Raw genomic sequence first — 17588 nt, 5'->3', positions numbered from 1 at the left:
AACTCCGTCGTCAGTCGCGCGCTAAAAGGCGCGGGGCAAGCTCTTTGAGAGCGCGTCGATACACCTCGCGCTTGAATGTCACCACCTGGCCCAACGGATACCAATAGCTGACCCAGCGCCAGCCATCGAATTCCGGTTTACCGGTCAAATCCATCCGCACCCGCTGCTCGTTGGAGATCAGGCGCAGGAGAAACCATTTCTGTTTCTGGCCGATGCACAGCGGTTGGCTGTGCGTTCTGACCAGACGTTGCGGCAAACGATAACGCAACCAGCCCCGGGTGCAGGCGAGAATTTCAACATCTTCGCGCTCCAGGCCCACTTCTTCGTTCAACTCGCGGTACAAGGCGTCTTCCGGCGTCTCCTGGGGGTTGATCCCGCCCTGTGGAAACTGCCAGGCATCTTGATTGATACGGCGAGCCCATAGCACCTGGCCGGCATCATTCGTCAGAATGATCCCGACATTGGGGCGGAAACCATCGGGGTCGATCACGGCAACAACCTCGCAAACGCATGTCGCCGCATTGTTCCACAAAGGTTGTGAAAGCAGCAACGAGCCGACCTACCTTATGTGCACTCTTGTGAAAAGTCCGTATTCTGAACACCTTTCTACAGACTTTTTCAGCGAGTAACTGCAATGCGGCTGGCTTTATTCGACTTGGACAACACGCTTCTGGGCGGCGACAGTGACCACGCTTGGGGTGATTATCTGTGCGAACGCGGTTTCCTCGACGCCGTCGCCTACAAGGCACGCAACGACGAGTTCTATCAGGACTACCTGGCCGGCAAGCTGGATCAGCCCGCCTACCTGAACTTCTGCCTGGAAGTCCTCGGCCGCACCGAAATGGCGACGCTGGATCAATGGCACCTGGATTACATGCGCGACTGCATTGAACCGCTCGTGCTGCCCAAGGGCCTCGAACTGCTGGCCAAACACCGTGAGGCCGGCGACAAGCTGGTCATCATCACGGCCACCAACCGTTTTGTGACCGGGCCGATTGCCACGCGTCTAGGCGTTGAAACCCTGATCGCCACCGAATGCGAAATGATCGACGGCCGGTACAGCGGGCGCAGCACCGATATCCCGTGCTTCCGTGAAGGCAAGGTGACCCGGTTGAATCGTTGGCTGGAAGAAACTGGCCACAGTCTGGAAGACAGTTATTTCTACAGCGACTCGATGAACGACTTGGCGTTGCTGGAGCAAGTGACGAATCCGATTGCGGTCGATCCTGATCCGAATCTGCGCGCCGAGGCCAAGAAACGTGGCTGGCCGGTGATCAGTCTGCGCGATTGATTAAGCCTGTAGCAGCTGCCGAGGTACGAGGCTGCGTTGCGGTCCGCAGGACCGCCCTTTGGGGCCGCTTCGCAGCCCATCGCAGCCTCGTACCTCGGCAGCTGCTACAGATTCCGCGCTATACCGGCTTGGCGCCCATCAATCCCGCAATGGCGATAAAGCAGACAAAGCTGAACAACGCCAAGGCAAACGTAAACTTCCCATTAGCCGCCGGCGCTTTGCGCGACTTGTTCAACCGCACCAGCAGCCAGAACCAGCCCAGCGCCGCCACGGTGTACAGCACGCTGGACGCCAGCAGCCAGGTCTGCCCCAACGGCCAGCCCACCAGATGCACCATCCACCAACCGGTGAACGGCATACTCAGCAGCGCCAGGCCCATCAACAGCCAGATGAACACCTGCGGTCGCTGCAAGGTACGCGCAGGCGCCGTCGCATCACCGTTACGACGAGCGCGCCAGACCCAGATTGCCAGCCCCAGCGCGCTGAGCAACAGCAGCACCGTCGCCACGCTATGCGCAACTTTGAGGGCGGTTAACGTTTCCATTGTTCGATTTCCTTATAGGCTGCCCATCAGCGTAGCCGCTCAGCCGAGAAACAGCTGATAGGCCGGGTTGTCGCTTTCATCCCAGTACGGGTAGCCGATTTCTTCCAGCGCCGCCGGTACCAGATGACGCTCGTCGTGGGGCACTTGCAGGCCCGCGACCACACGACCATCCGCCGCGCCATGGTTGCGGTAGTGGAACATCGAAATGTTCCAGCGCCCACCAAGCTTGTTGAGGAAGTTGAACAACGCACCCGGACGCTCCGGAAACTCGAAACGCAGCACCACTTCATCGACCACCTGGGCGGCACGCCCACCAACCATGTGGCGAATGTGCAACTTGGCCAGTTCGTTGTCGGTCAGGTCGAGTACCGGAAAACCCTGATCGGCCAGACTGCCGAGCAGTGCACTGCGCGGGTCGTTTTCCGGATGGGTCTGCACGCCGACAAAGATGTGCGCTTCGCTGCCGGTGTTGTAGCGGTAGTTGAATTCGGTGATCTGGCGCTTGCCGATGGCTTCGCAGAACGCCTTGAAGCTGCCCGGTTTCTCGGGGATGGTCACGGCGATGATGGCTTCGCGGCCCTCGCCCAGCTCAGCGCGCTCGGCGACGTGTCGCAGGCGGTCGAAATTGACGTTGGCGCCGGAATCAATGGCCACGAAGGTGTGGCCGGTGACGCCGCGTTGCTCGACGTATTTCTTGATCCCGGCCACGCCCAAGGCGCCGGCAGGTTCAGTGATCGAGCGGGTATCGTCGTAGATATCCTTGATCGCCGCGCAGATTTCATCAGTGCTGACGGTGATCACTTCATCAACGTAGTCTTTGCATATATCGAAGGTGTGCTGGCCGATCTGCGCCACCGCGACACCATCGGCAAATAGGCCCACGGTCGGCAACACCACGCGCTCGCCGGCCGCCATGGCGGCTTGCAGGCAGTTGGAGTCATCCGGTTCGACGCCGATGATCTTGATGTCCGGACGCAGGTATTTCACGTACGCCGCAATCCCGGCGATCAATCCGCCGCCGCCCACCGGAACGAAGATCGCATCCAGACGCCCCGGGTGCTGGCGCAGAATCTCCATGGCCACCGTGCCCTGCCCGGCAATGGTGTGGGGATCGTCGTAGGGGTGAATGTAGACGTAGCCTTTTTCGTCGACCAGTTTCAGCGAGTAGGCCAGGGCTTCCGGGAACGAATCCCCGTGCAGCACCACTTTGCCGCCACGCGAACGCACGCCTTCGACTTTGATTTCCGGAGTTGTCTTGGGCATCACGATGGTCGCTTTCACGCCCAGCACTTTGGCTGCCAGGGCCAGGCCTTGCGCATGGTTGCCCGCCGAAGCGGTGACCACGCCACGCGCGCGCTCTTCATCGCTCAGCTGCGTCAGCTTGTTGTAAGCGCCGCGAATCTTGAACGAGAACACCGGCTGCAAGTCTTCACGCTTGAGCCAAATCTCGTTGCCCAGCCGCTCGGAGAGCTGGCGGGCAGTCTGCAATGGGGTTTCTACGGCAACGTCATAAACGCGCGAGGTGAGGATCTTTTTGACGTACTGTTCGAGCATCGGAAAGCATCACTGAGCGGGTTGGGCAGGGCCAAGGAGTCTAACCCGGCTTTTGGGCGGGCGACCACACTAAACAGGTGGTTTTAAGTCCAGCGCAAAAGATCGTAGCCTTCGGCAGCGCCTGCAGGTGCGATCTTTTGACCTGCCAATCGGGCAATGACCTTCCTCGTCCCCGGGCCTATAATGCCGGCCTTTCGTCCCCTCTTCGGCACCTCGGAGCCCGCATGACCCAGGATCAACTCAAACAGGCAGTGGCTCAGGCCGCCGTCGACTTCATCCTCCCGAAACTCGACGACAAGAGCATCGTCGGGGTCGGCACCGGCTCCACCGCCAACTGCTTCATCGACGCCCTGGCCAAGCACAAAGGCGCGTTTGACGGCGCAGTGGCCAGTTCCGAAGCCACCGCTGCGCGCCTCAAGGGCCACGGCATCCCGGTGTATGAACTCAATACCGTTAGCGATCTGGAGTTCTACGTCGACGGCGCCGATGAAAGCGACGAGCACCTGCACCTGATCAAGGGCGGCGGCGCGGCCCTGACCCGCGAAAAGATCGTGGCGGCCGTGGCCAAGACCTTCATCTGCATCGCCGATGCCAGCAAACTGGTGCCGGTGCTCGGCGCGTTCCCGTTGCCGGTGGAAGTGATCCCGATGGCGCGCAGCCACGTGGCCCGCGAACTGGTGAAGCTCGGCGGCGACCCGGTTTACCGTGAAGGCGTGCTGACCGACAACGGCAACATCATCCTCGACGTGTTCAACATGCAGATCACCAACCCGGTGGAGCTGGAAACGCAGATCAACGCTATCGTCGGCGTAGTCACCAACGGCTTGTTCGCGGCCCGCCCGGCGGACTTGCTGCTGCTGGGTACGAGCGAAGGCGTGAAAACCCTCAAGGCCTGATGCCTTAGCCCTCTGTAGGAGCGAAGCTTGCTCGCGAAGAGGCCATAACAGTCAACTGAGATGTTGAATGCTATGGCCTCTTCGCGAGCAAGCTTCGCTCCTACACTTGGTTTTGGGGTGTTGGTCAGGGCTGTGCCGGTTTTTTGAAGACGTAGAACAGGTTCGGCTCGCTGACCAGGTACAGGGTGCCGTCGTCATCCATGGCGATGCCTTCCGCTTGCGGCACAGGCTTGTGCAATCCCTGACGGCCCTTACTCAGTGACAGCGTGCTCAGCGGCCGCCCGTCCACATCCAGCTCAAGAATCAGTCGCGACTCATCGGACAGCGCCAGCAAATGGCCGCTGCGCTCGTCGTATTGCAGGCTCGACAGGTCTCGCACGAACATCCCGGCATCGCGCTTGGGGTTGTTCACCACATGTACCGAATAGGATTTCTCCGGGCTGTAATGGGGAAAGCCCTGCACTTCGTAGATCAGCATCGGGGCGCGCTCCTTGGCGACGAACAAGCGCTTGCCCACCGAGTCATAGGCCAACCCTTCGAAACCCTTGTTGCCGCTCATGTGCACGCCGAGGGTCATCTGCTCGGCGTCCGCGGCGTCGAGGAACGTCGTGTCCTTGCGCAGATGAATCTTGATCAGCCGTTGCTCACGCTCATCGGTGATCACGTAAGTGTCGGCACTGATGAACTCCACTGACTCCGGGTCGCCGAACCCGACCAGCGTCACACGCCGCAGGATTCTGCCTTCCAGGGACAACTCGATCAGCTCGGCGTTTTTGTGGGTGACCGTGAACAGGCTTTTGCGCTCGGGATCGAAGGTCAGCGCTGAAACATCGTCGTCCAGACCGTCAATGACTCGCGCCTCGATCGCCACCTGATACTGGTCCAGGCCAATGGACTGGACATTCATCGGCTGCCATAGCGCCTGCACATTGAACCAGCTGCGCTCGAACAGGCGCTGGTACTGGCCGACAGCAATCAGCACGATCAGCGCAATGACCGACAGGATCAGCATCAGGGGTTTGGGGCGGACAAGTCGGCGCATTCAGGCAAGCCCGGAAACAGGACGGCGGATGAAATACCACGGCTGTCTGAATTAAAACTTAATGGCCTGCGACCTTCTACCGCAATTACCGAACCTGTTGCTTTTCGAAGCGGTAGAACAGGTTCGGTTCGCTCACCATGTACAACGTGCCTGCTTCGTCCATAGTGACGCCTTCGGCACGGGGAATGGTTTTCTTCAGACCATTGAACCCTCCGAGCAAGGTCATGAAACTGACCTGCTCACCCTTCTCGTCCAACTCCAGCAACAAGTGAGAGTCGGCGGACAGCACCAGGGTGTGGCCAGTGCGCGGATCAATGGCCAGGGCCGACAGGTTGCGGATATCCAGTGCATCGCTGGACAGTTTTTGCTTGTCGCCCTTGAGAATTTGGCTGCCGTCGCTTTTCCAGCTGAACAGCGCCGGCGGTCGCTCTTCACCCAGTAGCAGTTGCTGGTGGCGTGCATCCCAGACGACGGCTTCGAAGGCTTTATTCTGGTCTTTCGACGGGCCGAGATCGTATTTCGGGAAATTGGCAATGTTCAACTCGCGGGTATCGGCATCAACCTTGACGATCGAGAGCATGTGTTGGCGCTCATCGGTAATCGCCAGCAAGCCATTGCCCATCACAGTCACCCCTTCCGGGTTGCTCCAACCCACCAGCGGCATTTTACGCAACACGTCGCCCTGCAACGTCAGCTCGACCAGGAACGGATTCTTGCCCATCACTGCAAACAGGGTTTTGCTCTGCGGGTCGTAAGACACGTCGGACGCTTCGTCCTTCTCCATGCCCGGCAGCAGTTTGGCGTCGATCACCGCCCGATAGTCCGGCAGCCAGACACTCTCTTTTCGTTCGGCAGGGCTTTCGAAGCGCTCCTTCACCCAGAGCACGCCGCGATCATCCCAATGCATCGCAAACGCAAGGCCATACGCAGCGACCACCACCAGAAAAAGCCAGGAATACCAACGCATGACAAAACGCGAGCGGCGGGCAGTTTTCAGCTTGGGCAGCGATTCAATGGCCATTCAGGGATGCGTTCCAGAAATTCAGGCTATGGGTAATAGCACATTGGGACAGGCTCAGATGCCATAAGCCCCGAAATTATCCAGACAAAATGTGAAAAAAACGGGAAATGGCCGAATTGCCCTGTGTGGGCAGCCAAGATCAAAATATCGCAGCCTGCGGCAGGCTGCGATATTTTGCTTTGTTAGAGAACGCTACTGGTAAAGCGGCTGACACCTGGCAATTCAAGCACCAGTTCGTCACCGACATTCAGCGGGCCAACGCCCACTGGCGTGCCGGTGAGGATCACGTCACCGGCCTGCAGCGAGAAGCAGCCGGCCATGTACTGGATCATCGGCACGATCGGATTGAGCATGTCCTTGCTGTTGCCATCCTGGCGGACTTCGCCATTGATGGTCAGGCGAATGCCGATGTCGGTCAGGTCGGCAAACGTGCTGCCGGCCACGAATGGCGCAATCACCGCCGCACCGTCGAAGGACTTGGCGATTTCCCACGGCAGGCCCTTGGCTTTCAACTCGGCCTGCTTGTCGCGCAGGGTCAGGTCCAGGGCCGGGGCAAAGCCGGAGATAGCATCCAGCACTTCTTCGCGGCTCGGTTTGGTCGACAGTGGCTTGCCGATCAGCACCGCGATTTCTGCTTCGTAATGCACCGAACCGCGCTCGGTCGGAATGCTGAAACTGCCTTCCAGCGGCACCACGCAGCTGCCGGGCTTGATGAACAGCAGTGGTTCGGTGGGCACCGGGTTGTCCAGCTCCTTGGCGTGTTCGGCGTAGTTGCGGCCGATGCACACCACTTTCCCCAGCGGGAAGTGGATACGCGTACCGTCGACATACTGGTGCTGATAGCTCATTGACCGACTCCTGCTTTGTTGATTCAAACAGCGAATATCTTGCCCGGGTTCATGATGCCGTTCGGGTCAAACACCGCTTTGATGGCTTTCATGTACTCGATCTCAACCGGTGAACGGCTATAGGTCAAGTAATCACGCTTGGTCATGCCCACGCCGTGTTCGGCGGAAATCGAACCGTTGTACTTCTCGACGGTTTCGAACACCCACTTGTTGACGGTGGCGCACTTGGCGAAGAACTCGTCCTTGCTCAGGTTATCCGGCTTGAGGATGTTCAAGTGCAGGTTGCCGTCGCCGATGTGGCCGAACCATACAATTTCGAAGTCCGGGTAGTGTTCACCGACGATCGCATCGATTTCCTTCAAGAACCCCGGGACTTTCGACACGGTGACCGAAATGTCGTTTTTATACGGTGTCCAGTGGGAGATGGTTTCGGAGATGTACTCGCGCAGTTTCCAGAGATTCTGCAACTGGGTTTCGCTCTGGCTCATCACGCCATCCAGCACCCAGCCTTGCTCCACGCAATGCTCGAAGGTTTCCAGGGCGTGGTTAGCCACTTCCTCGGTGGTCGCTTCGAATTCCAGCAACGCATAGAACGGGCAGTCGGATTCGAACGGTGCCGGCACATCACCGCGAGCCATGACCTTGGCCAGGGCCTTATCAGAGAAGAATTCAAACGCAGTCAGGTCAAGTTTGCTCTGGAACGCGTGCAATACCGGCATGATCGAATCGAAATCGGCGGTGCCGAGAACCATTGCGGTGAGGTTTTTCGGCGCACGGTCCAGTCGCATGGTGGCTTCGACGACAAAGCCCAGCGTGCCTTCAGCGCCGATGAACAGCTGACGCAGGTCGTAGCCGGTGGCGTTCTTGATCAGGTCTTTGTTCAGTTCCAGCAGATCGCCCTTGCCGGTGACGACTTTCATGCCGGCCACCCAATTGCGGGTCATGCCGTAGCGAATCACTTTGATCCCGCCGGCATTGGTGCCGATATTGCCGCCAATCTGGCTGGAGCCTGCCGACGCGAAGTCCACTGGATAGTACAAGCCGTGCTCTTCGGCCTTGTTCTGCAGTTGCTCAGTGACCACGCCCGGCTGACAAACGGCCGTGCGATCGGTCAGGTTCACATCGAGGATCTGGTTCATGTAGTCGAAGGACACAACCACTTCACCATTGGCCGCCACCGCTGCAGCAGAAAGCCCGGTACGACCGCCGGAGGGCACCAGCGCAACCTTGTGTTCATTGGCCCAACGGACGATGGCCTGGACCTGCTCAATCGTCTTGGGAAACACAATGGCCGTCGGGGCCGGGGCGAAATGTTTGGTCCAATCCTTGCCGTAAGCGTTCAGGGAGTCGGCGTCGGTCAGGACCTTGCCAGGCTCAACCAGGGTCTTCAGCTCATCAATCAGCGCAGGATTGGTCATCGACAGAACTCTCGAACAATTCATGGTCATCCTGAGTACGCTTCACGTCGCAGAATGAGTGTTAGCAGGTCGCATATGCTAGCATACCGACCCCGCAGGATAGTGCCCAAAGGCTGTTCTGCGGCGACGGCTTTCCTGCCGTCCGGGTCAGCTCTGGCTGCTCCCTTCCCTGCCATTTTTTCTCCGGGACACAGGTTTACGCAGATGAGCAAGACTTCTCTCGATAAGAGCAAGATCAAGTTCCTTCTTCTCGAAGGCGTCCACCAATCGGCTGTCGACGTCCTCAAGGCGGCGGGCTACACCAGCATCGAGTACCTCACAGGTTCTCTGCCGGAAGCCCAGCTGAAGGAAAAGATCGCTGATGCTCACTTCATCGGCATTCGCTCCCGCACTCAACTGACCGAAGAAATCTTCGATCACGCGAAGAAACTGGTGGCTGTCGGCTGTTTCTGCATCGGCACCAACCAGGTCGACCTCAACGCGGCTCGCGAACGCGGTATCGCAGTATTCAACGCGCCGTACTCCAACACTCGCTCCGTTGCCGAGCTGGTGCTGGCCGAGGCGATCCTGTTGCTGCGCGGCATCCCTGAGAAGAACGCTTCCTGCCACCGTGGCGGCTGGATCAAAAGCGCAGCCAACTCCTTTGAAATCCGCGGCAAGAAGCTGGGTATCGTCGGTTACGGCTCGATCGGTACTCAACTGTCGGTCCTGGCTGAAGGTCTGGGCATGCAGGTTTACTTCTACGACACCGTGACCAAGCTGCCACTGGGCAACGCCACCCAGGTCGGCAACCTGCACGAGCTGTTGGGCATGTCCGACATCGTCACTCTGCACGTTCCGGAAACCGCTGCCACCCAGTGGATGATCGGCGAGAAGGAAATCCGCGCCATCAAGAAGGGCGGCATCCTGATCAACGCCGCGCGCGGCACCGTGGTCGAACTGGACGCCCTGGCGGACGCGATCAAGGACAAGCACCTGATCGGCGCGGCCATCGACGTATTCCCGGTGGAGCCGCGCTCCAACGAAGAAGAGTTCGAAAGCCCGCTGCGTGGCCTGGACAACGTGATCCTGACCCCGCACATCGGTGGTTCCACCGCTGAAGCACAGGCCAACATCGGTCTGGAAGTGGCGGAAAAACTGGTCAAGTACAGCGACAACGGTACGTCGGTATCGTCCGTGAACTTCCCGGAAGTGGCCCTGCCGGCTCACCCTGGCAAGCACCGCCTGTTGCACATCCACGAGAACATTCCGGGTGTGATGAGCGAGATCAACAAGGTGTTCGCCGAAAACGGCATCAACATTTCCGGTCAGTTCCTGCAGACCAACGAGAAAGTCGGCTACGTCGTGATCGACGTCGATGCCGATTACTCGGAAATGGCGCAAGAGAAGCTGCAGCACATCAACGGCACCATTCGTTGCCGCGTGCTGTTCTGATTCAGACTTGAGCGACAAAAAAGGGAGACCCTCGGGTCTCCCTTTTTCATTTCTGGAAAAGTTACTTCACCGTCACGGTGATTTTCTTCGACACGATCGGCGGATCGAACGGCATGTGACCGCTGTCGCCCAGTTCGAGCTGCAAGGTGTGCTTGCCCGGTGCCAGTTTGATTTCAGCGTGAGTCTGCGCTTTGCCAAAGTGCATATGATTGGCATCGTTTGGAATCGGAGCTCCGGCAGCTGGTAGTTTGTCGACATCGATCAGCAAATGGTGATGGCCAGTATTTTTGGTGACATCGCCCGCTGGTGCCAGCGCGATTTCCTTGACGCCGAAATTCACGGTAAAGGTTTGCGCGACCGTGGCTCCGTCCGCAGGAGATACGATGAACACTTCTGCCCCCTTCGGAGCCGGGGTGGCGGCACCGGCCAGCACCGAAACACCCATCAGCACACCAGCCAATGCTGCACGTGACATAAAGCTTTTCATTCTCTTCTCCAGTTTTTCCGTAAAATTCGCTCAGCCGTGAACAACTTAACGGCCATTCGTTGTCGAAGGCACTCAATAACCATAGCAAAGCGAGCCTGAACAGCGCGTCGCGATAAATGAATTCAAAGGAGTGACCATGCGCTTTTTGCCTGGCCTGATCTGCCTGCTACCCCTTTTGAGCCCTTTGGCTCATGCCGAACTGATTGACGATGTAAACGACCGCGGCGAATTGCGCATTGCCCTTGAGGCTAATACACCGCCCTTCAATTTCAAGGATGACGGCAAACTGACCGGGTTCGAGGTCGAGCTGGGTCAACTGCTGGCCAATGAGCTGGATGTACGGGCGGACTTCGTCGTGACCGATTCCGACGATCTGTTGAGTGGTGTCGAAAGCGGCAAATACGACGTTGCCATCAATCACATAGCACTGACCCCGGACCTGAAGGATCGTTTCGACTTCAGCGAACCTTACATTCACACCAATGCGCAATTGATCGCGCAGAAAGAAGAGCAACCGCGATCAATCCTGTTGGTGCAGTCGCTGACGGAGCAAAAGCCCAAAGCCGCCCCGGCGGTGAGCCTGGCGATTCCGTTTCAGAAGGGTAACCCGGCGTTCCATGCAAGCCTGGAAAACGCCTTGCAGCGAATCAAGGCCGATGGCCGGCTGGAGGCGCTGGAGCAGAAGTGGTTTGGGGCGGATGCGGGTGTGGCGCCGAAACCTTGATTTCGGGCGAATGAGTAACCCTGTGGGCCGTTACTTCAGGATTGCCAAAGCCTGCGCCGCTTGCGGCAACTCCAGCTCGCTGAAGACTTGCACACCATGGCGCTTGAGCAGCGCGGCGGTCACGCCCTCACCGCTGACCTTCACGCCACTGAACGTCCCGTCATAGGTCAGCAGATTCCCGCAAGACGGGCTGTTGGCCTTGAGCACGGCAACCCGGATGCCGTGCTGTTGCACCAGCTCCAGCGCCTGACAAGCCCCCGAAAGAAACTCGGCACTGACGTCCTCGCCCTCGGTGGTGATGACTGATGCAAGGCCATCAAGCACTTCACCGCCCTGCCCACCGGGAATTTCCGCCGCGGCCCTGGGTGTCGGCAACCCGCCGGCGACTTCCGGACACAACGGCACCACCCGGCCTTCGGCAATCCACTGCTCCAATAGATCGAACGGCCCGCTGGCCCCGCCGTCGTAACGAACGCGGTGACCGAGCAAACAGCGGCTTACCAGAATCTTTTGCATGATCAGAACGGCTCGTTGCCACGACGGCGGAACCAGCCTGTCAACGACAGGCGTTCCCGGGTCGCGGGCAGGACTTCGTGGGGGACGTCGCCCGACAGGAACACCACCAGGCATCCGCCGGTGGGCACCACATCGTGTTCGACACCTTCGTCCAGGTACATGCGCAACTGACCGCCATGCTCGGGCAGCCAGGCGTCATTGAGGTAGATCACCGCCGAGACCATGCGCCGGTCGTCGTCACGGAAACGGTCAACATGCTTGAGGTAGAAAGCGCCGGGCGGGTACAGGGCGAAATGGCTTTCGAAATCTTCCAGGCCCAGGAACAAACCGCGATTCATCGCCTCACGCAGGCTATCCATCAACCCCAGGTAACTGTCGCAGGCCTCGGCCTGACCGGGTTCGAGCCACTGGATATGGTCGCCGCGAATGCCCTCGCGAATCTCCGAAAACGCCCCGCGCCCCACGGCGGCCGGGGCGAGTTCGCCCTCGGCGGCACGTTGGCGACACTCGGCCGCCAGCGCCCGGGTCAGGTCCAGGGGCAGGAAAATATTCTGCTGCGACCAGCCGTGTTCGGCCAGGTCGTCGACGATACGTAACAGCAGTGGATGATCAGAGGGTATGTGCATGGCGCGCATAGTATTCCTGTGCCCGCAAATCCGACAGAGCCACGCAGCGGAGGATTGGTCGGATAAGGTACTCAACCTGATACGAATTCTCGACAAGTACGAATGTCGCACGGAGAATAGTCGCCTGCTGACAGGAGTCCCTATGCGTCGCTTGCTTTTCTCACTGTTGATGTTCTGCGTTTTGCCCGCCTGGGCGGACGGCCACGACCAGCTGTACAAGGTCGCCGGCTGGCCAGAACAACGCGCGCATTTCAACGATGCTCTCTCGGCCGCTCAGCAGCGCTATCAGAACAGCTTGCCACCGGCAGTGTTCCAGGCCCTGGTCGACAACAGCAATCAGCGGTTCGCCCCCAAGGCCATGGACCAGCGCGCCGAAGCACAACTGCGCAAGAAGCTCGCCAACCCGAAACCTGCGCTGACCTTCTTTCAATCGCCCCTGGGCAAGAAAATCGTCGCCGCCGAACTGCTGGCGACCCGTCGCGATCAATTGGCGAAAAACGCCAAGGGCTTGCCGAAGATGCAGGCCAGCGATACCCGTCAGTTGATCATCGGCCACCTGGCCCAGGCCCTGCCCGCCCGCGAGGCCGGCGCAGAAGTCAGCCTGGCGATCGCAGGCGTCGCGGCCGACAGCCTGAGCTCGATGATCCCCGGCCTGCTCGGCGGCGGTCAGGCTCAGGGCATGTTGAACGGTCAGCGCCAGCGCCTGATGGAGCAGATCGGCGCCGACCTGAACAACACGCTGCTGTATGTCTATCGCGACCTGTCGGATGACGAGCTGGAAGAGTTTTCGACCTTTGCCGAGTCCACTGAGGGCAAGGCTTATTACCAAGCGGCATTGGCGGCGATTCGGGCGGGGTTGGCGGTGGGGCAAAGTACGTCGAGCCTGACCCAGTAATTTTTGACGTCTGTGGACTTGCCCGCGAAGACTATCGAAATGTCACCGCCGATCCCGACTCATGCGCCTGGTCAAAAACCCGAAATACTCCTGCCGCAACCCAAGCGACTCATTCGCCAGATGATGCCGCGCCTCAGGCAGCATCAATACCTGGGGCCGATCGAACTTGCCTCGCAACACTTCAAGGTTGTGCTCCCAATCCACAGTCATATCCGCCTGCCCCTGCACGATCAGCGGCCGCCGCGGGCTGCTCGGTGCCGCTTCGATACGCTTGATCCACCGTCCCAGCGCGCCGACCCAGGCCGTAGGCAGACGCAGCGGTTGCAGCGGATCGGCTTGCAGGAACGCGAGGAAATCAGGGTCGTTGGAATTCTCGCTGAAGCGCCGGGCGATGCCTTTGACAAACGGCTTGAGCAGGTAATAACTGAGCCGCGACCAGCCCCAGGCACGCGGCCGCACCAGGGGTGACAGCAGAATCACTTGCCCCTGGGCCGGGCTGCTCGCGCCTTGATTGAGTACATGATCGATCACGATCGCCCCGCCAGTGCTTTGCCCGCACAAGTGCCAGGGCTGCGGAAGGCCCAGCGACTGCGCCTCGGCCAGCAGCCCTTGCAGAGTGCTCTGGTACTCGGCGAAGTCCTTGATGCTCGCCCGTTCGCCGCTGGACAAGCCATGCCCTGGCAGGTCGCAGGCGAGTACTGCAAAACCCTGGTCCAGCGCCCACTCGATCACATGCCGGTAGAGCCCGGTGTGATCGTAGAAGCCGTGAAACAAAAACAGCGTCGCCTTCGCCCGCTCGGGCCACCAAAGCTGGCTGACCACTTCATAGCCATCGACTTCGAAACGCCCCAGGCCACGGCGCAGGGTCCGCTGTGGGAAATCCAGACCATAAAAATGCTGATAGGCCATGGCCTCCGTCGACAGCGGCTGCCACTCGGCCAATGGCCGCAGGCTGGCACGCAAATGATCGGGGTCAAAAGTGGCAGACATGAGGCATTCCAACGCATGAAACAGACTTTATGGGCCTGCGATATTCATCTGTCGCGGCAAGCATGGCAAGCTAGCCGACCTTCGAGGATTGAAACCCATGCGCCCGGCCTACCGCACCACACTGCTTGCCAGCCTGCTCGCCCTTGTGTGTGCCGGTGTGTTGTGGGCCGCTTACGACTGGTTTCAGGGACGCTACCTGCGGGCATTCAGTTCGCACACCGCCGTGTTCTCCGGCGACCCGTTGCGCCTGCCGGACGAACTCGCCGGCCCCGGCGCCATTCGCCTGGTGCACTTCTGGGATCCGGCCTGCCCGTGCAATGTCGGCAACCAACAACACCTGACCGAACTGGTTGAGCAATATGTACCGCAGGGCGTCGAGTTCTATACGGTACAAAAGCCCGGCAGCCACGGCCAGTTGCCCGGCAACTTGAGCCGCCTGAAAACCCTCGCTGTCCTGCCTGGCTCCGAACAGATCCCTGCCAGCCCGGCGGTGGCGATCTGGGACCGCAGCGGCCAGTTGGCGTATTTCGGTCCATACAGCGAAGGCCTGACCTGCAATTCGAGCAACAGCTTTATCGAGCCCATTCTGCAAGCACTGAACGCAGGCCGGGCGGTGAACGCAACCCACACGCTGGCGGTGGGTTGCTACTGCCCGTGGCCCGCGGAGGCGAAGTAAGGCATTCCTGACTTTTCCAGGACCGCGATGCCCGGCACAGGAGGTCTGTGCTACACGTTTGCAGCCCGCACGGGTGGCAACCCCGAAAGAACAAGGAGTCACCATGAAACGCGTCCTGACCGTACTTGCCTTGCTGATCGTCATACTCGTCGCCGGGGGCGGCTGGTATGTGTACAGCAAACAACCGACGCGCCAGGGCCAGGTGGCGTTGCAGCACCTGCAAGGTTCGGTGACCGTGCGCTACGACGAGCGCGGCGTGCCGCATATCCGTGCCGAAAACGAAACCGACCTCTACCGCGCCCTCGGCTACGTGCATGCCCAGGACCGATTGTTCCAGATGGAAGCCATGCGGCGCCTGGCCCGTGGCGAGCTGGCCGAAGTCCTCGGGCCGAAACTGCTCGACACCGACAAACTGTTTCGCGGCCTGCGCATTCGCGAACGGGCCGAAAGCTATGTGGCCGCGCTCGATCGTCAGTCGCCGGCATGGAAGGCCCTGCAAGCCTATCTGGACGGTATCAATCAATATCAGGACAGCCACGCTGCACCGGTAGAGTTCGACGTGCTGGGGATCCCCAAGCGCCCCTTCACCGCCGAAGACAGCATCAGCATCGCCGGCTACATGGCCTACAGCTTTGCCGCGGCATTTCGCACCGAACCCTTGCTGACTTACGTGCGCGACCAACTGGGCGCCGATTACCTGAACATCTTCGATCTCGACTGGCAGCCCAAGGGTGTGCTGGTCAAAGGTCACGCCAGCCCTGCGCCGACGCTCGCCGCCAGTGACTGGAAGGATCTGAATGCCCTCGCCCGCCTGAGCGAACAGGCGCTGGTCGACCACGGCCTGCCGCAATTCGAAGGCAGCAACGCCTGGGTGATTTCCGGCAACCGCAGCAAAAGCGGCAAGCCGCTGCTGGCCGGTGACCCGCACATTCGCTTCTCGGTGCCGTCGGTGTGGTACGAGGCGCACCTGTCGGCGCCGGGCTTCGAGCTTTATGGCTACCATCAGGCGCTGGTGCCGTTTGCATTTCTCGGTCACAACCTGGACTTCGGCTGGAGCCTGACGATGTTCCAGAACGACGATCTGGACCTGATCGCCGAGAAGGTCAACCCGGACAACCCGAACCAGGTCTGGTATCGCGGCAAGTGGGTGGACATCGTCAATACCGAACAACAGATCGCGGTGAAAGGCCAGTCACCGGTCACATTGACGCTGCGCCAGTCGCCCCATGGCCCGATCGTCAACGATGCACTCGGCACTGCCGCCGGTAAAACGCCGGTTGCCATGTGGTGGGCGTTCCTCGAAACCCCGAATCCGATCCTCGACGGCTTCTACCAGCTCAACCGCGCCGACACCCTGGCCAAGGCCCGCGCCGCGGCCGCCAAGGTTCAGGCGCCAGGGTTGAACATCGTCTACGCCAATGCCAAGGGCGACATCGGCTGGTGGGCCTCGGCGCTGCTGCCCAAGCGTCCGGCCGGGGTGAAGCCCGGTTTCATCCTCGACGGCAGCACCCCTCAGGCGGACAAGGAAGGTTTTTACCCGTTCAGTGCCAACCCGCAGGAAGAGAACCCGGCGCGGGGCTACATCGTCTCGGCCAACTTCCAACCGGTGTCGCCGACCGGCATGGAAATTCCTGGTTACTACAACCTCGCCGATCGCGGGCAGCAGCTCAATCGCCAGCTCAGCGACAAGAACGTGAAGTGGGACAACACAGCCAACCAGAAGCTGCAACTGGGCACCACCACCGCCTACGGGCCGCGCTTGCTGGCGCCATTGCTACCGGTGCTGCGTGAAGTGGTAAGCGATCCGGCCGAGCTCAAATTGGTCGAGCAACTGGCGCAATGGTGCGGCGATTACCCACTGGACTCCATCAGCGCCACCCTGTTCAACCAGTTCCTGTTCAACCTCGCCGACGCGGCGCTGCGCGATGAACTGGGCAATGACTTCTTCGAAACGCTGCTCCCGACCCGGGTGATCGATGCCGCGCTGCCGCGTCTGGCGGCCTCCGCCGATTCGCCGTGGTGGGACAACCGCAACACCCCCGGCAAGGAAACCCGCGCCGATACGGTCAAGGTGGCCTGGCAAGCGAGCATGGCTCACCTCAAAACCACCCTTGGTGCCGATTCCGCGCAATGGCAGTGGGGCAAGGCGCACACCCTGACCCACGGCCATCCGCTGGGGATGCAAAAGCCGCTGGACCAGATTTTCAACGTTGGCCCGTTCGCGGCTCCCGGCACCCACGAAGTGCCGAACAACCTCTCGGCCAAGATCGGCCCGGCGCCGTGGCCCGTGACCTATGGCCCGTCGACCCGGCGACTGATCGACTTCGCCGACCCGGCCCACAGCCTGACCATCAACCCGGTGGGCCAGAGCGGCGTGCCGTTCGACAGCCACTATGCCGATCAGGCCGAGGCGTATATCGAAGGGGTTTATTACCAGGCGAACTTCAATGATGAAGAAGTGACGGCCAATACCCGCAGCACCTTGAAGCTGTTGCCGGCACGGTAGACTTTTTCCGGCCGGGCTGACGCCTTCGCTGCAAAATTCCGAGCCATAAAGTCAAAAGATCGCAGCCTGCGGCAGCTCCTACGGGATTCACATTCCACTGTAGGAGCTGCCGTGGGCTGC

The 17588-nt window shown here is 60.1% G+C and carries 18 protein-coding genes; 7 read left to right on the top strand and 11 right to left on the bottom strand.

From position 1 onward, the window contains the following. Window positions 1–10: 10 nt before the first annotated feature. A complete protein-coding gene (locus PMI21_RS11695) occupies window positions 11–490 on the bottom strand; it encodes an RNA pyrophosphohydrolase (RefSeq protein ID WP_007897732.1) in 480 nt (159 codons plus the stop codon). A gap of 144 nt (window positions 491–634) precedes the next feature. Here PMI21_RS11695 and PMI21_RS11700 point away from each other — a divergent pair, with 144 nt between their 5' ends. Continuing rightward, window positions 635–1291 (top strand): HAD family hydrolase, encoded by a 657-nt coding sequence (locus PMI21_RS11700; RefSeq protein WP_007939288.1) that lies wholly within the window; start codon window positions 635–637, stop codon window positions 1289–1291. Between the two features lie 118 nt (window positions 1292–1409). Here the strand turns inward: PMI21_RS11700 and PMI21_RS11705 are convergent, their stop codons facing one another. Together PMI21_RS11705 and ilvA are read right to left on the bottom strand one after the other, a co-directional pair. Then, window positions 1410–1835, bottom strand: a complete 426-nt coding sequence (locus PMI21_RS11705; protein WP_007939286.1) for a DUF2269 family protein — start codon at window positions 1833–1835, stop codon at window positions 1410–1412. A 39-nt stretch (window positions 1836–1874) separates the two neighbouring features. After that, window positions 1875–3389, bottom strand: a complete 1515-nt coding sequence (ilvA, locus tag PMI21_RS11710; protein ID WP_007939284.1) for a threonine ammonia-lyase, biosynthetic — start codon at window positions 3387–3389, stop codon at window positions 1875–1877. 224 nt (window positions 3390–3613) lie between these two features. Between ilvA and rpiA the strand changes: the two genes are divergently transcribed. After that, window positions 3614–4285, top strand: coding sequence for a ribose-5-phosphate isomerase RpiA (gene rpiA, locus PMI21_RS11715; protein WP_007939283.1), 672 nt, complete (start codon window positions 3614–3616; stop codon window positions 4283–4285). Between the two features lie 124 nt (window positions 4286–4409). Here the strand turns inward: rpiA and PMI21_RS11720 are convergent, their stop codons facing one another. The 4 genes from PMI21_RS11720 to PMI21_RS11735 form a co-directional block, all read right to left on the bottom strand. Beyond that, window positions 4410–5327 (bottom strand): SdiA-regulated domain-containing protein, encoded by a 918-nt coding sequence (locus tag PMI21_RS11720; protein ID WP_033064064.1) that lies wholly within the window; start codon window positions 5325–5327, stop codon window positions 4410–4412. An 85-nt stretch (window positions 5328–5412) separates the two neighbouring features. Next, a complete protein-coding gene (locus PMI21_RS11725; RefSeq protein WP_007939279.1) occupies window positions 5413–6348 on the bottom strand; it encodes an SdiA-regulated domain-containing protein in 936 nt (311 codons plus the stop codon). A 182-nt stretch (window positions 6349–6530) separates the two neighbouring features. Beyond that, on the bottom strand, window positions 6531–7196 hold the full coding sequence (locus PMI21_RS11730) for a fumarylacetoacetate hydrolase family protein (protein WP_007939278.1): 666 nt from the start codon (window positions 7194–7196) through the stop codon (window positions 6531–6533). A gap of 23 nt (window positions 7197–7219) precedes the next feature. After that, window positions 7220–8614: an FAD-binding oxidoreductase gene (locus PMI21_RS11735; RefSeq protein WP_033064062.1), complete on the bottom strand. Its 1395-nt coding sequence runs from the start codon at window positions 8612–8614 to the stop codon at window positions 7220–7222. Window positions 8615–8818: 204 nt separating this feature from the next. Here PMI21_RS11735 and serA point away from each other — a divergent pair, with 204 nt between their 5' ends. After that, window positions 8819–10048, top strand: a complete 1230-nt coding sequence (serA, locus tag PMI21_RS11740) for a phosphoglycerate dehydrogenase (RefSeq protein WP_007939276.1) — start codon at window positions 8819–8821, stop codon at window positions 10046–10048. A gap of 61 nt (window positions 10049–10109) precedes the next feature. On the opposite strand, the gene PMI21_RS11745 is transcribed toward serA, so the two are convergent. Continuing rightward, on the bottom strand, window positions 10110–10535 hold the full coding sequence (locus PMI21_RS11745; protein WP_007939275.1) for a DUF4399 domain-containing protein: 426 nt from the start codon (window positions 10533–10535) through the stop codon (window positions 10110–10112). 136 nt (window positions 10536–10671) lie between these two features. On the opposite strand from PMI21_RS11745, the gene PMI21_RS11750 reads away from it, so the two are divergent. Continuing rightward, window positions 10672–11259: a transporter substrate-binding domain-containing protein gene (locus PMI21_RS11750; protein ID WP_007939274.1), complete on the top strand. Its 588-nt coding sequence runs from the start codon at window positions 10672–10674 to the stop codon at window positions 11257–11259. 30 nt (window positions 11260–11289) lie between these two features. Here PMI21_RS11750 and PMI21_RS11755 read toward each other — a convergent pair whose 3' ends face one another. Together PMI21_RS11755 and PMI21_RS11760 are read right to left on the bottom strand one after the other, a co-directional pair. Further along, entirely contained in the window at window positions 11290–11775 is a 486-nt protein-coding gene (locus PMI21_RS11755; RefSeq protein WP_007939272.1) for a DUF523 domain-containing protein, read from the bottom strand. 2 nt (window positions 11776–11777) lie between these two features. Continuing rightward, window positions 11778–12410, bottom strand: coding sequence for a 2OG-Fe(II) oxygenase (locus PMI21_RS11760; protein WP_007939270.1), 633 nt, complete (start codon window positions 12408–12410; stop codon window positions 11778–11780). 133 nt (window positions 12411–12543) lie between these two features. Between PMI21_RS11760 and PMI21_RS11765 the strand changes: the two genes are divergently transcribed. Continuing rightward, on the top strand, window positions 12544–13296 hold the full coding sequence (locus PMI21_RS11765) for a DUF2059 domain-containing protein (RefSeq protein ID WP_007939269.1): 753 nt from the start codon (window positions 12544–12546) through the stop codon (window positions 13294–13296). A gap of 42 nt (window positions 13297–13338) precedes the next feature. Here the strand turns inward: PMI21_RS11765 and PMI21_RS11770 are convergent, their stop codons facing one another. Beyond that, window positions 13339–14286 (bottom strand): alpha/beta hydrolase, encoded by a 948-nt coding sequence (locus tag PMI21_RS11770; protein ID WP_007939268.1) that lies wholly within the window; start codon window positions 14284–14286, stop codon window positions 13339–13341. Window positions 14287–14383: 97 nt separating this feature from the next. On the opposite strand from PMI21_RS11770, the gene PMI21_RS11775 reads away from it, so the two are divergent. Together PMI21_RS11775 and PMI21_RS11780 are read left to right on the top strand one after the other, a co-directional pair. Next, window positions 14384–14962, top strand: a complete 579-nt coding sequence (locus PMI21_RS11775) for a DUF6436 domain-containing protein (protein ID WP_007939267.1) — start codon at window positions 14384–14386, stop codon at window positions 14960–14962. A 103-nt stretch (window positions 14963–15065) separates the two neighbouring features. Continuing rightward, window positions 15066–17468 carry a penicillin acylase family protein gene (locus PMI21_RS11780; RefSeq protein WP_007939266.1) on the top strand — a complete coding sequence of 801 codons (2403 nt, stop codon included), beginning with the start codon at window positions 15066–15068 and terminating at the stop codon, window positions 17466–17468. Window positions 17469–17588: the final 120 nt, after the last annotated feature.

This window comes from Pseudomonas sp. GM18, assembly GCF_000282195.1.
Classification (GTDB): Bacteria; Pseudomonadota; Gammaproteobacteria; order Pseudomonadales; family Pseudomonadaceae; genus Aquipseudomonas.
Note: the sequence above shows the minus strand (reverse complement) of the source record. Positions and strands in the feature narration are given on the sequence as shown.

Excerpts from the sequence above, each read along its gene's own strand:
- PMI21_RS11700 (WP_007939288.1), top strand. The coding sequence starts at position 635 with ATGCGGCTGGCTTTATTCGACTTGGACAACACGCTTCTGGGCGGCGAC.
- PMI21_RS11705 (WP_007939286.1), bottom strand. The coding sequence starts at position 1,835 with ATGGAAACGTTAACCGCCCTCAAAGTTGCGCATAGCGTGGCGACGGTG.
- ilvA (WP_007939284.1), bottom strand. The coding sequence starts at position 3,389 with ATGCTCGAACAGTACGTCAAAAAGATCCTCACCTCGCGCGTTTATGAC.
- rpiA (WP_007939283.1), top strand. The coding sequence starts at position 3,614 with ATGACCCAGGATCAACTCAAACAGGCAGTGGCTCAGGCCGCCGTCGAC.
- PMI21_RS11720 (WP_033064064.1), bottom strand. The coding sequence starts at position 5,327 with ATGCGCCGACTTGTCCGCCCCAAACCCCTGATGCTGATCCTGTCGGTC.
- PMI21_RS11725 (WP_007939279.1), bottom strand. The coding sequence starts at position 6,348 with ATGGCCATTGAATCGCTGCCCAAGCTGAAAACTGCCCGCCGCTCGCGT.
- PMI21_RS11730 (WP_007939278.1), bottom strand. The coding sequence starts at position 7,196 with ATGAGCTATCAGCACCAGTATGTCGACGGTACGCGTATCCACTTCCCG.
- PMI21_RS11735 (WP_033064062.1), bottom strand. The coding sequence starts at position 8,614 with ATGACCAATCCTGCGCTGATTGATGAGCTGAAGACCCTGGTTGAGCCT.
- serA (WP_007939276.1), top strand. The coding sequence starts at position 8,819 with ATGAGCAAGACTTCTCTCGATAAGAGCAAGATCAAGTTCCTTCTTCTC.
- PMI21_RS11745 (WP_007939275.1), bottom strand. The coding sequence starts at position 10,535 with ATGAAAAGCTTTATGTCACGTGCAGCATTGGCTGGTGTGCTGATGGGT.
- PMI21_RS11750 (WP_007939274.1), top strand. The coding sequence starts at position 10,672 with ATGCGCTTTTTGCCTGGCCTGATCTGCCTGCTACCCCTTTTGAGCCCT.
- PMI21_RS11755 (WP_007939272.1), bottom strand. The coding sequence starts at position 11,775 with ATGCAAAAGATTCTGGTAAGCCGCTGTTTGCTCGGTCACCGCGTTCGT.
- PMI21_RS11760 (WP_007939270.1), bottom strand. The coding sequence starts at position 12,410 with ATGCGCGCCATGCACATACCCTCTGATCATCCACTGCTGTTACGTATC.
- PMI21_RS11765 (WP_007939269.1), top strand. The coding sequence starts at position 12,544 with ATGCGTCGCTTGCTTTTCTCACTGTTGATGTTCTGCGTTTTGCCCGCC.
- PMI21_RS11770 (WP_007939268.1), bottom strand. The coding sequence starts at position 14,286 with ATGTCTGCCACTTTTGACCCCGATCATTTGCGTGCCAGCCTGCGGCCA.
- PMI21_RS11775 (WP_007939267.1), top strand. The coding sequence starts at position 14,384 with ATGCGCCCGGCCTACCGCACCACACTGCTTGCCAGCCTGCTCGCCCTT.
- PMI21_RS11780 (WP_007939266.1), top strand. The coding sequence starts at position 15,066 with ATGAAACGCGTCCTGACCGTACTTGCCTTGCTGATCGTCATACTCGTC.